General features: G+C 63.3%; 15 protein-coding genes. 7 read left to right on the top strand and 8 right to left on the bottom strand.

The annotated features are described in order from the left end of the window. From VSR72_RS19360 to VSR72_RS19345, 4 genes are all read right to left on the bottom strand, one after another. Positions 1–758, bottom strand: a 758-nt coding sequence (locus VSR72_RS19360) for an FGGY family carbohydrate kinase (protein ID WP_342953957.1), incomplete at its 3' end; no start/stop codon positions are given. Beyond that, positions 755–2,239, bottom strand: a complete 1,485-nt coding sequence (locus VSR72_RS19355; protein ID WP_342953956.1) for an MFS transporter — start codon at positions 2,237–2,239, stop codon at positions 755–757. The genes VSR72_RS19355 and VSR72_RS19360, both read right to left, overlap by 4 nt. A gap of 255 nt (positions 2,240–2,494) precedes the next feature. Next, entirely contained in the window at positions 2,495–2,998 is a 504-nt protein-coding gene (locus VSR72_RS19350) for an alpha/beta hydrolase domain-containing protein (RefSeq protein ID WP_342953955.1), read from the bottom strand. Continuing rightward, complete coding sequence (locus VSR72_RS19345) at positions 2,998–3,306, bottom strand: hypothetical protein (protein WP_342953954.1); 309 nt, start codon at positions 3,304–3,306, stop codon at positions 2,998–3,000. Before VSR72_RS19345 ends, VSR72_RS19350 begins: the two co-directional genes overlap by 1 nt. Before the next feature lie 222 nt (positions 3,307–3,528). Between VSR72_RS19345 and VSR72_RS19340 the strand changes: the two genes are divergently transcribed. The 3 genes from VSR72_RS19340 to VSR72_RS19330 all read left to right on the top strand — a co-directional run bounded on the left by VSR72_RS19340 (position 3,529) and on the right by VSR72_RS19330 (position 7,910). After that, positions 3,529–4,989, top strand: a complete 1,461-nt coding sequence (locus VSR72_RS19340; protein ID WP_342953953.1) for an amino acid permease — start codon at positions 3,529–3,531, stop codon at positions 4,987–4,989. An 18-nt stretch (positions 4,990–5,007) separates the two neighbouring features. Further along, complete coding sequence (locus VSR72_RS19335; RefSeq protein WP_342953952.1) at positions 5,008–5,763, top strand: hypothetical protein; 756 nt, start codon at positions 5,008–5,010, stop codon at positions 5,761–5,763. 1,118 nt (positions 5,764–6,881) lie between these two features. Further along, complete coding sequence (locus tag VSR72_RS19330) at positions 6,882–7,910, top strand: hypothetical protein (RefSeq protein ID WP_342953951.1); 1,029 nt, start codon at positions 6,882–6,884, stop codon at positions 7,908–7,910. A gap of 490 nt (positions 7,911–8,400) precedes the next feature. Here VSR72_RS19330 and VSR72_RS19325 read toward each other — a convergent pair whose 3' ends face one another. Further along, complete coding sequence (locus VSR72_RS19325; protein WP_342953950.1) at positions 8,401–8,994, bottom strand: TetR/AcrR family transcriptional regulator; 594 nt, start codon at positions 8,992–8,994, stop codon at positions 8,401–8,403. 123 nt (positions 8,995–9,117) lie between these two features. Between VSR72_RS19325 and VSR72_RS19320 the strand changes: the two genes are divergently transcribed. Next, entirely contained in the window at positions 9,118–9,540 is a 423-nt protein-coding gene (locus tag VSR72_RS19320) for a Tautomerase enzyme (RefSeq protein WP_342953949.1), read from the top strand. A gap of 230 nt (positions 9,541–9,770) precedes the next feature. Here the strand turns inward: VSR72_RS19320 and VSR72_RS19315 are convergent, their stop codons facing one another. The 3 genes from VSR72_RS19315 to VSR72_RS19305 form a co-directional block, all read right to left on the bottom strand. Next, on the bottom strand, positions 9,771–10,073 hold the full coding sequence (locus VSR72_RS19315) for a DUF4148 domain-containing protein (protein WP_342953971.1): 303 nt from the start codon (positions 10,071–10,073) through the stop codon (positions 9,771–9,773). Positions 10,074–10,257: 184 nt separating this feature from the next. Next, entirely contained in the window at positions 10,258–10,494 is a 237-nt protein-coding gene (locus VSR72_RS19310; RefSeq protein WP_342953970.1) for a hypothetical protein, read from the bottom strand. Between the two features lie 161 nt (positions 10,495–10,655). After that, on the bottom strand, positions 10,656–11,345 hold the full coding sequence (locus tag VSR72_RS19305) for a hypothetical protein (RefSeq protein WP_342953948.1): 690 nt from the start codon (positions 11,343–11,345) through the stop codon (positions 10,656–10,658). A gap of 299 nt (positions 11,346–11,644) precedes the next feature. Between VSR72_RS19305 and VSR72_RS19300 the strand changes: the two genes are divergently transcribed. The 3 genes from VSR72_RS19300 (at position 11,645) to VSR72_RS19290 (ending at position 13,680) form a co-directional block, all read left to right on the top strand. Further along, positions 11,645–12,427, top strand: a complete 783-nt coding sequence (locus tag VSR72_RS19300) for a hypothetical protein (protein ID WP_342953947.1) — start codon at positions 11,645–11,647, stop codon at positions 12,425–12,427. 27 nt (positions 12,428–12,454) lie between these two features. Then, the gene (locus VSR72_RS19295; protein ID WP_342953946.1) at positions 12,455–12,898 is read left to right on the top strand and encodes a hypothetical protein; all 444 of its coding nucleotides are present in this window, start codon (positions 12,455–12,457) and stop codon (positions 12,896–12,898) included. Positions 12,899–13,284: 386 nt separating this feature from the next. Further along, entirely contained in the window at positions 13,285–13,680 is a 396-nt protein-coding gene (locus VSR72_RS19290; protein ID WP_342953945.1) for an AraC family transcriptional regulator, read from the top strand. Positions 13,681–13,684: the final 4 nt, after the last annotated feature.

Here is a 13,684-nt window from a genome sequence, read left to right as displayed (position 1 = left end):
AGCCCCACCCCGCCCGCAAGCTGATCGCCGGCACAGGCGAGGATCGGCACGTCGACGCCCAGCAGATCGGCGCGCGTGCGGCCGAACGCGTCGGCGTCCTCGCGTAGCGTCGGCAACAGCTCGGCGGGAAAACCGAGCGCGTCGATCCATTCGCCGTAGTAGCGGTGCTGCGCCAGCACGTATGCACTCGCCGAGGTCGCGTTCGTCGGCGTGGTGACACATGCGCGCTCACTGGAGAGATGCCAGAGCAACCACGTGTCGATCGTGCCGAATGCGAGCCGGCCTTCGCGGTACGCCTGCGCAACCGCCGGCGTTTCGCGCAACTGACGCGCCGCCCAGAGGTACGGCGAACGCACGCCCGCGGGGCGCCCTACGTGCTCGATCAGCGCGGCGTCCCAGGCCGGGGCAAGCTGCGCGAGTGAAGCCGCGTGGCGCGTGTCCTGCCAGACCATCGCCGGCACGAGCGCACGGCCTGTATGCGTGTCCCAAAGCACGGCGGTGGCGCGCTGCGTGGCGATTGCGAGCGCAACGACTTCCCGTTTCTCCTGCTTCGCGTGCGCGAGCGTCGCGCGGCATGCTTCCAGCGTTTTCTCGAGCGTGAGATTCGCATCCTGCTCGACCACGCCGGGTTGCGGGCTTTGCACGCGCAGCGGACGATATTCGAGGCACGACACCTGGCCATGCGCGTCGAGCACCGCGGCGCGCGTGCCGGATGTTCCTTCATCGATGGCGAGTATGACTCGCTGTGGGTGGCTCATCGCCGGGGATCCTCCATGACCGGATTCAGATACGCGCCGCGCGCACTGTCGTCTTCGAAATGCGGGGCATCGGGCTCGTTGTCGGGCGTGACGGCGCTGCGCGTCGGGTCCCAGCGGATCGCAAAGCAGATCGCGCTCGCAACGCACGGCACAGCGGCAAGAATGAGAAACGTGTGGTCGAGGCCGTAGCGCTCGCGAAAGAGCGGAAACACGAGCAGCCCGAGCGCGGCGCCGATCGAACCGAGCGCGCCGACCACGCCGTTGGCGCTCGCGCGCAACTCACTGCGAAACGAGAGCGACGACAGGCTCTTGCCATTGGCGCCCGGCCCTGCGGAGTGAAACAGAATAAAGAGCGACGGCACGACGACCGACATCCACATCGGCAGCTTCGTGCCGTAGAGACCGAGCACGAGCAGCATGGCGAACACGGCGGCAAAGCCGAACGCCGAAGCGCGCCGCAAGCCGATCTTGCGGCCGACCACAGGCGACATGAATCCGCCGACGATGCCGAACACGTTGAACAGCAGCGCGCCGAGCGTCGCGTAGACGAAGTCCTTGCCGAACAAGGCCGCGCTGATGAGCGGCAGATACCAGCCGATGGCGAAGTACTCGAGCGACTGCCCGATCTGCACGGTCGCCGCGAGAATGGTGCGGGGCAGATAGATGCCCCGGAAGATCAGCGTCAGGTTCGCGAACCCGCGCTTCGCCGGGTTCAGCACGGGCACGCGCTCCTGCGGCGGCGCGGCGACGAAGTTGCGCCCGTAGATGCGCGTCATCGCAGTGGCCGCGTCCACGATACGCTCCTTGCGCGCGAGCCACGTGGGGCTCTCCACGAGAAACAGCAACTGGAGCACGAGAATGGCCACGCTGAATACCGCAGTGGCAGCAATGGCGTAGCGCCAGATCGAGTCGCCCACCTGCCAAGAGTGGAACAGCAGCGCGAGCAGCAGATTGAGGCAGACCGCGGTGTACCACATGCCCTGCCACGCATTGAGGCGGCTTTTCAGGTGCGCGGGCGTGAACTCGGCGAGCATGGCCATGGCGATGGCGAAGTCGATGCCGTACGCCATGCCGACGAAGAAACGCCCGGCAAGCACGACCTCGAAGCCCGGTGCGAACATCACCAGCAACGCGCCCACGAGGGCGAATACCTTGGCGAGCACGAGCGGACGCACCCTGCCCCAGCGGTCGGCCATCCAGCCGCCGATGGGATTGAAGGCAATGGCAACCCACGAAGCGAACGACGTCATGAGCGCGACGTCGCCTGCGCTCAGGCGCAGGTCGCGCGTCATCGGCGCGAGGCCGGCGCTTAAAGCGGAATTGGAAAATGCGTCGAGAAACAGGCCACCCAGTGCTAGCCACCAGATGACACCGGCGCGGCCGGCTATGCCCGAACCCGAATCGATGAAGGCGATGACGTCGTCGACGCCACGAATTTTGAGCGCAGTAGTGTGTACGTGCGTTTGTACATGCGTTTGCACAAGCCGTCTCCTGTATTTTTCTGCAAGAGGGCCTATGCAATTGCTTCGCGCATAAGAGACCATCTTACAGATAGTCTCTTATCTCGATCTGCGGGGGCTAGATTAAGGTCCCGCGCGCAACGTGTCAAGACGTTGTTGATGAGCCGGATGAATACGCTTCAAGCCGCCAGCGACGCCTGCAAAGCAGCGATGATGCGAAGCGTCGTCGCGTGTGTTGCAGCTGCGTTGCGCTACGCGACGACACTCCATGACGGTTCAAGGACTCGGAAGCAGGGTCGGTGAAACCTGCGCCGCGTTGCTGATGAAGACGTTCGTCGCATCGTCCTGCAGCAAGTAGCCTTGTTTGACGAGCGCGTCCGCCGCCTTCGCAACCGCCGCTTGATAGCGCGAACGGCTGCCGCCATAAAGCGCGTTCAGCGTGGTGCGGCTATCGACGCCACCTGCCTGCGCCGCCGTGCTCACCGCGAACGGAATTGCCGCGCCATTGGAGATGCAGCCCTCGCCGATTGCGTGCCCCGAGCCGCGATAGTTCCACCCGGTATAGGTCGCGAGCGGCACGCTCACGTCCGGCACGAGAACCGTGTAGGGTTGCGCGGTGTTCACGACCGGCACGGCGTGGCTGTAGCCGGTCACGAAGACCTGGTTGTATTCGCCGTTGAAGATGAGACTGAGTGCTGTGGGCGTGGCGGACGGGCCGCTCGGCACGGTGACGCTCTCAAGATTCGGGAAGCCTGTCGCCGCTTGCGCGGACGCGTGCATCAGCGTTTCGCGATATCGTCGCCGGGCGAGTCCTTGTGAACGACTTCCACGTCGATGGTCCTGCCGTCGTCGCCGAACTCGCGCGCCTGGCGCCGCAGCGCGCGCATTCTCCACCAGAGATAGCCGGCGACGATCACGCCCACTGCGAACAGCACCGCAAGCAGCACCACCGACAACATCGCGGCCACCACCAGGACGATTGCGCTCACGACCACGGCCGACAATCGGCCGAACCACCCGTACTCGCCGATCCGGATCCCTTTCTGATATGTCGCACGCCGTGGCGACGGTGTTTCCTCGTTCTGCATCCCTCTTCTCCCTGCCGCCTTCCAGCAGAACGGCTCGCGCGAGCCTCAATCTTGCCGATGAGCGTGAAGCGTTCCGAAACATCTCTGCCCTCGCGCGCCGGTCGTCGCCGTTCAGTTAGCTGAAAACTTACCCTTCGCCAGCACGCGCCTGTGTCTATTCTAAAGAAGTAACGCAGGCCGAATCGATTCGTTTCCAGTCGCAATTGAATGGGACAACCTATCATGGCTGACACGAGCTACACGGCGCGCAAGTCCGTCGCCGACATAGTGGGAAGCGCCGATGCCGAAGGCGGCCGCGCGCTCTCGAAGACGCTGGGGGCGCCCAGCATCACGGCGATGGGCATCGGCGCCATTATCGGCGCGGGTATTTTCGTCCTCACCGGCACGGCCGCCGCACAATTTGCCGGACCAGGCATCATCCTGTCATTCGTGCTGGGCGGCATTGCGTGTGCGTTCGTCGGCCTCTGCTACTCGGAACTGGCTGCCATGCTTCCTGTATGCGGCAGCACTTACACGTACACCTATGCGACGCTAGGCGAAGTGTTTGCGTGGATCATCGGCTGGGACCTGATTCTCGAATACGCCATGGGCGCCGCGACGGTCGCCGTCGGATGGTCAGGGTATATCGTCAGCCTGTTGCGCAACGTCGGGATCGACATTCCGCCCACGCTCGCTGCCGCGCCCGGCACGACCGTCCAGCTCGCCGACGGCACGACTGTCGCCGGTATCATCAACCTCCCCGCCGTGCTGATCATCGCGATTCTCACGACGATGCTGGTGCTGGGCACGCGCGAGTCGGCACGCATCAACAATGTCATGGTGGCAGTCAAGCTCATGGTCGTGGTGGCCTTCATCGCCATCGGCGCGTTTTTCGTGCATCCCGCCAACTGGCATCCATTCGTCCCCCCCAACACCGGTGCATTCGGCAGCTTCGGGGCAAGCGGCATTCTGCGTGGGTCCGCAGTGGTGTTCTTCGCCTTCATCGGCTTCGACGCGGTATCGACCGCCGCGCAGGAAGCGAAACGGCCACAGCGCGACATGCCGATCGGCATCCTCGGGTCCCTCATCATCTGCACCCTGCTCTATATCCTCGTGGCCGCCGTGCTCACCGGGCTCGTTCCATACGCACAACTGAACGTACCCGATCCGATCGCCAAAGGAGTGGACGCCATCGGCTTTACCTGGTTCTCCGTACTGATCAAGATCGGCGCGCTAACCGGGTTGACCACCGTGATACTCGTGCTGCTGTATGGGCAAAGCCGTATCTTCTTCACAATGTCGGAGGACAGGCTGCTCCCCCATCTGTTCTCCGCCGTCCATCCGCGCCTGCACACGCCGCACCGAAGCCAGATCATGATCGGCACGGTCGTCGCCATCGTGGCGGCCCTCACGCCGATCGGCGTACTAGGCGAGATGGTCAGCATCGGGACCCTGTTCGCGTTCGTGCTCGTGTGTGGCGCGGTCATGTATCTGCGGCGCAGCGACTCCGACGCGAGCCGCCCTTTCCGCGCGCCCGGCGTGCCGATCGTCCCCATTCTCGGAATCGCGTTTTGCGTGTTGCTGATGGCAGGACTACCGCTCGTCACCTGGGTACGGCTGATCGTCTGGCTGCTGATCGGCATGCTGATCTACATGTCTTATGGCCGGCACCATTCGCGACTGCGCCATCCGGAGCGTGGCTGACGCAAACGGCGGGCAACCATGAGCGCTCACCACGCGTGTTCCGTTCGCCCGGCAATGGTTGCCCTTTGCGCGGCCTCCCTCGCAACGCTCGCGGCTTGCGGCGGGAACTCGTGCGTCAGCCTCGGCGGCGGCTGCGGTGGCACGACCGCGACGCCAAACGTCACCATCTCCGGCACGGCCGCCACCGGTACTGCGCTCGCGAGCGCGGCGGTCAACCTCAGTTGTGCGCAGGGCTCGGGCTCCACCCTGACCAACGGCGGTGGGCAATACACGATCACGTTCGATGCCACGCCTCCCTGCATCCTCACCGTGACCTCTGGCGGCGTGAGCCTGCATTCGCTCGCATTCGCCGGCGGCACCTTCAATACGACGCCGGAGACCGAGCTGATGCTCGTCTACCTTGCGTCACAACTCGGCACTAGCGAGAGCGGCTTGATAGCGGGCTTTCCGACCAGCTCACAGTACCAGCAGGTGCTGGCAAACCAGGCCGACGTGCAGGCAGCGCAATCCGCGGTCGTCACGAATCTGCAGCAGCACTATACGGTCACGCTGACGGTGCCGGCATTTCTGACGATGGCCTTTACGGTCGGCCAGGCTGGTGTCGACAGTGATCTAGGCATACTGACGGCCGCAGGGGCGATCGACGCCAATGGCCTGCCCGATCCGGCCGCCGTTTCGCTGCTGTCCGCGGCGGGCGCCGCTCATCCGCTTGGCACTACGTCAGCACCTTCCTCGGGGACTGGCGGTACGGGCAGCGGAAGCGGAATGATGTGACGTGTACCTTTTAACGTCTGAACGACGTTGTATCTCCACCCTCTAAGAAAACCCCCTCGTCCGACGGCAATCGTCTCTCTGGAATTCGACCAGGTATTCCATTCGCGACGCCCTGCCACGCCTCGCGCGCACGCGTGCGCCGTAATATTGAAGCCATACGAAACAGGCAAGCAACCGGAGGACTGAACATGCTTATTCTCACTGGCGTTATCGTGATCGCCGCCGTGGCGATCTGGAGCGTATGCCGGCGTTTTCGCCCGCGCCAAAACTGATACCGTGACGGGCAGTTTCGCCGTCCTCATCGCAGGAACCCGCCACGCCGGCGGGTCTTTTCGTTTGCGCATCTGAATGACGCGAATTCGTGGATCTGCCAGCCGCCGATTGCGCGCACGGTCAATAGATGATGAAACCGGTTGATCTCGGTGCATCCTCAATGGAGTTCACTCCTGTATGTTCCCGGATTTCGATATTCCGTCGGAGGAATGCCCACGTTTCGCCAGGTTCAACGAGCACTGTGCGATCCGTTCGAGCTAACTGAGGACGCTATCGTGCGAATTTCGTGAGCCCTATGCGAGCGAAAAGAATTCCGCCATTCAACTGACGTGTTGCGACCAGCAAGTCGAACGGCACAGACCGTGATTTGCGTCCAGCGCGCGATCCACACCGCCATGCCGGGCAAAGCTGCGCACGGATCATGCTTTCCCGGTAGCTGATAAAGACTCTTATTCACGCCCGGCGTTCGACGTAGATCCCGCGCATGACTCGTGGTTGGATCTGCGCGGGACGCCCGGAAACTTTTCCGATGCCAAATTTTCAAAAAGGCATGAACGAAAGCGCGCAACGAACGGCAGCTTCATACGTATCACCTGCTCAGGATTGTTGAGTCGCGTGGCAAACGTCGACTCAGGTCCCGCACCTGTTGCGCAGCCACGATGGGATCAGCGCGGCGATCATTCATAGTTATCCTCAATAACATCGCTTCATCGCACACCGTGGCACATCGTATGCGCGAGGCGGCTGTTGGCGTACGCACAGAGTCTGTGCGCTGCACCGGCGCACTTCCCGAAGGGTTTGTACGAGGAAAGGGGCGGACGATGAACCGAGCGACGAAACACGCGGTGACATGGGCGGTAGCTTTAGCGCTGTCCGGCGCGGCTTATGCAGCGGCAGGCGGGAACGGTGGCAATGGTGGCAACGGTGGCAACGGCAATGGGGGCGGCCACGGCGCAGGCGGTAACGGCGGCGGTAACGGCGGCGGCCACGGTGCGGGTGCAGGCGTCGGAGCGGGTGTGGGTGGCGTCGGCGCGGGCGTTGGCGCGGGCGTGGGTGGCAACGGTGCGGGCGTTGGCGCGGGCGCCGGTGCCGGTGCCGGTGCCGGTGCCGGTGCCGGTGCCGGTGCGGGCGGCAACGGTGCCGGTGCCGGTACGGGCGCTGGCTCCGGCGGGAATGGTTCGGGATCGGGTGGCGGCGGCGCCGGCTCAGGTGGCAGCGGTGCCGGTTCAGGTGGCAGCGGTGCTGGCTCAGGTGGCGGCGGCGCAGGCTCAGGTGGCAGTGGCGCAGGCTCAGGTGGCAGCGGTGCCGGCTCGGGTGGCAGCGGTGCCGGCTCGGGTGGCAGTGGCGCTGGTTCGGGAGGGGGCGGCCACGGCACGGGTAGCTCCGGCACGGGTAGCTCCGGCACGGGTAGCTCCGGCACCGGCAGTTCGGGCACGGGTAGCGCAGGTGCCGGCAGCGGTGGCAACGCGAGTGCAGGCGGCCCTGGCGCGGCGCCGGGCGGCGTTTTGGGAAGCATGTTCGCCCGGTTGCGCATGAGGCAGAGCGAGTTCGCGATGATGCCCCGAGCCGCGCCAGACGTGAACGCCAGAGCGAACGCAGCCCCGGCCACGTACAGCCGGCCGAGCGAAACTGCTGCGGGCGGCGGCACGAAATCCCAGGCGGCAGCCACCTCGGATACCGGCTACGGCCCGCCAGGCGTCACCGGCACGGACACCGGCGCTCGCGGCACGGCGGCGGCTGTGCCGGTCAGGAGCGACTACAGCCCGCCGAGTATCACCGGCACCAGCCTCGGCTCGGGTCCCTGGGGCGGCTACGCGGTGGATACGGGTGGTATTGAACCACCTATCCTGACCCCCAGCGGACCTGTCAGGTGATCGAGGGCGATTGTCACACCAAACCGCCACAGCGACGAGTTGCCCCCGTCCCGACGCGAGTTTGCGTGCCGCTTGCGTCAGTTCCTCGTCTTGATCGGCAGATGGCCGTCAGCCGTGCATCGCTACGGCGCCGGCCGCTGCAGAAGCGCTCAGCATCGTCCTTCAGGATTGGCTTCGTGCTTACCCACGCAGCGTTTTCGCGTCAGGCCAAAGCGACGGCCGAGCTAACGCGGCATTCGTCCGTGCGTCTTTGCGAAACGAGCCTCGATCGTGTCTCGCACAGTCCAGCCGCCCTTCTTCGAAAAGTTGCAGCGCGATGAAGGCAACAACTGTGATGTTCAGTGCTTAGCAGTCCTGCGCGAAGAACCGCAATCGACACACCAGGAGTTTTTCCGCTTGCAGTTGTTTCCGCAAGGAATCGAGTGAGATCGGACATCGGTTCGCCCACCAGCCGCATTTTTGCGGATTGTACCGGCTCTTCAGCGCGCCCTCAGCCCTGCTTGCGCGGCGCCGAAGTCAACGCGAGTGCCGAGCGCTCGACGGCGTCGGCGATCCGCTTCGACAGCGCTGGATCCGGTACCGCCCGCGCCAGCGTGACCCCGCCGGACAACATCGCGAGCAGCGCGATCGCCTTGTCGTCGCGCGCCGCGCCGGCTTCGTCGGGCAGCCCCGCCGAGACCTCCTCGATCAGGCGGCGCAGCTCCACCTCATAGGCTTCGCGAGTCTCGGCGTCGGCGCGAACCATCTCGGGCGAAAAGCTCGGCAGCGCGCAGCTTTCGCCGATGTCACAGGTGCGCTTTGGGCCCAGATAGAACCCGACGAACGTCTTGAGCCAGCGCTTGCCGTGGCTCGTCTTCAGATCGGCGACGGCGATCCGCAACTGTTCCATGCCAGCCAGAACGACCATGCGGAACGCCTCGCTCTTCGACTTGAAGTGCCCGTAGAACGCCCCGTTGGTCACGCCCGCCTCTTTGGTCAGGCCGTCGATGCCGGAGCCGCCGTAGCCATCGCGCCGGAACAGTCGGCTCGCTGCATCGACGATGCGTTTGCGGGTTTCGGTCTTGTGCTCGGCGGTGTAGCGCATCGGAATCTCCCATTCGGAGCGATCGCTCTTTTTCTTGATTAAAGAGCGATCAGTGTCTATACATAGAGAGCAGTCGCTACATATATACCACTAACTGCAGTCACTGACACATGAGGAACTGACATGCCTATTACGCTGACCGTATCCGAGGGCGTGCTGTCCACCGCAACCGAAGCCCATACCTTCGCGGCCTTGACGCAGGCACTGTTGAGCGTCGCGCAACTCGAAGGCAACGCGTTCATGACGCGCAACGTAATCGGGACGTTGAACGTGATACCCGCTGGACGCGTGTTCTCGGCCGGCAAGCCTGCCGCCGCGGCGTTCGTCGAACTCACGCTGCCGCAGATCGCGCTCGCGACGCCTGAGGCCAAACAGGCTTTCACCGAAAAGGCGACCGCGATCCTCGAACAGGCGGCAGGCGGACGCCTTGCGCGGGACCACATCTGGACCAACATCGTCTATGCAGCGGACGGCTCATGGGGAATCGCGGGCCGCGCCCACAGCAATGCGGACCTGGTCGAGGCGATACAGGGGGCGGCGATCTAGTGAGCCAGGGGCTCGCGCGCGTTCGTCAGGTGCATGTGCGCGGGAGGTTCCATTTCGTCAGTATATTGAGCCGTCGTTGCCTGGCGCAACGACGGCTCTAGTGCACACTTCCAATGTGGCAAGAGGCTTGCGTGCACAGCGAGCGCACTCGCAGGTTTGGCCCAGCGAGCAGATGTTCGCGTGGGAAGTACAAAGGACTGCAAAAGGTCGACCTAGTGAGACGACGAAGCTTACGATCCGCCAAAGAACACCGGCCTCATCCCACTTGGGCTGGCCGGATGTCCCATCTGTGACGAACCGTTGGTCGCAGGGCCGTAGCCGCTGCTTTGGTCTGCGGCACCGGCGTTGGCAGCCGACATATTGGCAGGAAAGTCGACGGTATTCGCATTGGCCGGATTGAAGCCGGCTTGCTGAAGCTGAGCGATCTCTCCCTGCACCTGTGCGCGCGTCAGTGCGCCCTCCGACTGCGCCAGCGCAGCAATTGGCACAGCAACGACGGCGACCGCGCAAACTGAGTGGACTAAGGTCTTCATCATGATCCAGCTCCTGGTTATCTCCAACCCGGTCTTGCTCGACGCAAAGCTGACCGCTTCGAGCAGGACCTCAGTCGAAGGTACAGCGAAATATCCTGTTCAACACTCTCACTATAATTTTTCGGGGACACGCTGGCCTCCATCACTTGATGGAGATTGGCCAGAAATGCGGCGCCCCGGGTCGCTATTGGCTCGCAGGCTTGCTTGTGGCGGCGTCACTGGCCGCCTTCTGCTTCTTTGCCGCCTCGTGGTGCCCCACCGCACAGCCGGCTGCCGCGCCCGCCGTGCCGTGCTTGCCAGCAACGTGGCCGGCAACGCCACCAACGGCGGCGCCTTTCATGCATCCCTCAGCCACTGCCGATGCGGGCAAAATCGCCGGAACCGACACCGCAATGGCAAAAGAGACAATTAGCTTTCTCATGGCAAGCGCTCTGTAGATGAAGTGGATCGAGGCATCTGGACGCCGGTTGGCTCCGTTCCAATCCATCACGCAATGGCTATGCCCGCCACCGCATACGCTATTTTTCGATCGATTAATATTTGCTAACGTCTCCACACGCGTCGTGCTGGCGTCAAACAGCGTCACGGGGAAAGTGAGAATGCGCTCAATTCGGAGGTGCGTGTCAGCAGCACCTGGTGATTGAGATACAACGCGTAATCCGATTTGATGACCTTTTTCACGCTGGGCGCATACCAGTAGGTTTCGGTGAATGGCGCACTGTACATGCGATCGAGCTGCCCGGCGTTCACTCCGTGGCTCACTATCTTGAAGGCATCGAATGATCCGGCGGGTACCTGCACCCGCTCGAATGCCACGATCTCATCGTGGCCGCTGACGTCAATGGTTCCGAGCGCGAAACGGCGGATATGATGGAAGTCCCAGCTTTTCCCCACCGCCATGGGGAAACACAGGCTTCCGTTGCTTGGCTCGTACGTTGTTCCGTTGCCATCTCGCGTCAGGTTTCCCTGATTGTCGTACTCGACATACTTTGGCGCCCCGCCGTTCCACGAGGACGACAGCGTCGTCCTCGTTTCTGTGACCGCCACGACGGACATGACAAGAGGGGTCCCGGGCCTGGCGTCAGTTCTCCCCCATATGAACGTCCACGTGTCGCCGACCTTGTAGCTCGGGGCGGCTGCCGTGGGCGCGCCCGGCTCACTTGCCGGCTCCTGTGCCGCGGAGGGATGGGTCAGCCAGCTGATCAGCATTGCTGCGTAGCAAGATCGCCTCGCGAGCATCTGCAGGTATGCCGTCGCGCGCCGGGCTTTCATGACTCACCTCCAGGCCGCGCTCACACCCGAACAAGCAAAAACGGCGGCACCTAAATGAGCATAGACCTTGCGCGCCACGACGTATTCCCTTCGGTCGTGCGCACCTGGCATGACTTGATCTGACCAGGCGATTCCCGCAGGGGACGTGTGAATCGCTTCACTGCTGTGCTCGCCCGAGGCTTAGGACAACCTTTGCCAGAAGAAAACGAAAGCTAAGCGTCAGCTAAGGTTCGTCAGCGTAGACTTTCTGAAATTGACGCAGTTCCTATCCTCATTCACAGTCGTCGTGGAGACGGGCAATGACCATAGCGCATTCACCTCATTCATTAGTTAGCCTAAGCAAAATTCCAGAAATCACGCTGTCCTTCTGGATCATCAAAATACTTTCAACCACGGTCGGCGAGACCGGTGCGGATTATCTGGCTGTCAACGCCGGGTGGGGACAAGGCATCACGCGGGCCGTGATGGGCGCCCTGCTTTGCGCCATTCTCGCGCTGCAACTCGGATCGCGCCGTTTGCGACTGTGGCTTTACTGGCTCGCGGTCGTGCTAGTCAGTATCGTTGGCACGCAGATTACCGACCTCTTGACCGACGGACTTGGCGTCAGTCTCTATGTGAGTACCGCTCTCTTTTCCGTTGCGCTCACGGCGATCTTCGCGATCTGGTATGCGAAAGAACGCACGTTGTCGATTCACACGATCGTCACCCGCCGGCGCGAATTGTTCTATTGGGCGGCCATTCTCTGCACATTCGCATTGGGAACAGCCGCTGGCGATCTGGCGACAGAAGCCGCCGGACTCGGTTTTACGCACGGCGCCGTCATATTCGGCGCTCTGATCGCCGGGACCTGGCTGCTTTTTCGCGCAGGTGTGAATCCTGTGGCGACATTCTGGATTGCCTACGTTCTGACCCGGCCATTCGGCGCGGCACTGGGCGATCTGCTAACGCAAGCGCGAACTTACGGCGGACTCGGCCTTGGCGCGCAATGGACGAGTGCCCTATTTCTGGCAGCGATTGCCGGGATGGTCGCCACGGTCGAATTTCAAACGCGATCGCATGGTGCGACCTCGCAAACCCGATAAATACGAACGCTTTTCAAAGGAGCCGTCATGTCTATTCGATTCGCCACGCTCATGCCCGTTTTCATCGCTTACGTGGTTCTCGCTACAAGCGCGTGTTCCCGAACCTCCGACTCCACAGCGTCGCATCCAGCCAGCAGCGCTTCAACTCAAGTCGCCGCTCCAGCTACGGCCAACACAGTATCTGCGCTTGGCGACCTGGCGCCGTTTCGTGCCATTGCCGCCGACGTGGCCACGAAGGTAGACAGCGGCGATCTGCCGGCAGCCAAGGCGCGCATCAAGGATCTGGAGATTGCCTGGGATGAGGCCGAAGCGGGGATCAAACCCCGCGCGCCAGCCGACTGGCACCGGGTCGACAAGGCCATCGACCGGTCATTGGAAGCGCTGCGCGCAGCAACACCGCAAGCAGCAGACTGCAAAGACGCCTTACAAGCGCTGCTGACCACGTTCGACAGCTTGCAACATCGCGCATAGCGTGGTCGTATTGGCGGGCGACAGCCACGCGTCGCTGCCGATCAATGCGCGAAGCTGATCGCCATGCCGCCATCCGGACGCGAGACGATGCCCATCGGAATGCTGTAGATCGCGCGGAGCGTGTCGGCTCGCATCAACTCGGCGGACGGTCCATGCACGAGCAGGCTGCCGTCCTTGATAAGCGACCTTGTGCGCGAACGCCCGGCTTTCCCACACGCAGCCGCAGTTCGTCTACACGACGCGCGGCGTGCTGCGCGTCATCACGCCCGACGGCGCCTGGACGCTCGGCCCGTACCGCGGCTTGTGGATCGCGCCGCTCGTGGCGCACGAGTTGCAGGCGGTCAGCCCGGTGGAGATGCACACGATCTATTTCGAGGTCGACGTAGATGCGCGAGGCGCAACTGGCGTCCGAAGGGCTGCTGCCGCTGCCGAAGGACCGCCGCCTGCAACAGATTTGCGGCCAGCTGATGGACGCGCCCGCCGACAACACGCCGCTCAACGACTGGGGCATGCGCGTGGGCGCGAGTGAGAGCACGCTGGAGCGCGCCTTTAAGGACGAGACCGGCCTCACCTTCGGCCAATGGCGCCAGCGCTTGCGGCTGGTCGAATCGATCTCGCGGCTCGCCAAGGGCATGGCGGTCTCGGCGATCGCCACCGAACTCGGCTACCGCAACTCCAGCGCCTTCATCACGATGTTCCGGCGCGCGATGGGCGAGACGCCCCAACGTTTCCTGCGCAATCGCAACGGGCTGGAGCGGGTTACAGTGCTGCAGACACCATAAGCAA

Origin of the sequence: Paraburkholderia sp. JHI869, from assembly GCF_038900775.1 — a bacterium.
GTDB lineage: Bacteria > Pseudomonadota > Gammaproteobacteria > Burkholderiales > Burkholderiaceae > Paraburkholderia.
Note: the sequence above shows the minus strand (reverse complement) of the source record. Positions and strands in the feature narration are given on the sequence as shown.

Coding starts and splice junctions, on each gene's coding strand:
- VSR72_RS19350 (WP_342953955.1), bottom strand. CDS start 2,998: ATGCACGCGTCCGCGCAAGCGGCGACAGGCTTCCCGAATCTTGAGAGC.
- VSR72_RS19345 (WP_342953954.1), bottom strand. CDS start 3,306: ATGCAGAACGAGGAAACACCGTCGCCACGGCGTGCGACATATCAGAAA.
- VSR72_RS19340 (WP_342953953.1), top strand. CDS start 3,529: ATGGCTGACACGAGCTACACGGCGCGCAAGTCCGTCGCCGACATAGTG.
- VSR72_RS19335 (WP_342953952.1), top strand. CDS start 5,008: ATGAGCGCTCACCACGCGTGTTCCGTTCGCCCGGCAATGGTTGCCCTT.
- VSR72_RS19325 (WP_342953950.1), bottom strand. CDS start 8,994: ATGCGCTACACCGCCGAGCACAAGACCGAAACCCGCAAACGCATCGTC.
- VSR72_RS19320 (WP_342953949.1), top strand. CDS start 9,118: ATGCCTATTACGCTGACCGTATCCGAGGGCGTGCTGTCCACCGCAACC.
- VSR72_RS19315 (WP_342953971.1), bottom strand. CDS start 10,073: ATGAAGACCTTAGTCCACTCAGTTTGCGCGGTCGCCGTCGTTGCTGTG.
- VSR72_RS19310 (WP_342953970.1), bottom strand. CDS start 10,494: ATGAGAAAGCTAATTGTCTCTTTTGCCATTGCGGTGTCGGTTCCGGCG.
- VSR72_RS19305 (WP_342953948.1), bottom strand. CDS start 11,345: ATGAAAGCCCGGCGCGCGACGGCATACCTGCAGATGCTCGCGAGGCGA.
- VSR72_RS19300 (WP_342953947.1), top strand. CDS start 11,645: ATGACCATAGCGCATTCACCTCATTCATTAGTTAGCCTAAGCAAAATT.
- VSR72_RS19295 (WP_342953946.1), top strand. CDS start 12,455: ATGTCTATTCGATTCGCCACGCTCATGCCCGTTTTCATCGCTTACGTG.
- VSR72_RS19290 (WP_342953945.1), top strand. CDS start 13,285: ATGCGCGAGGCGCAACTGGCGTCCGAAGGGCTGCTGCCGCTGCCGAAG.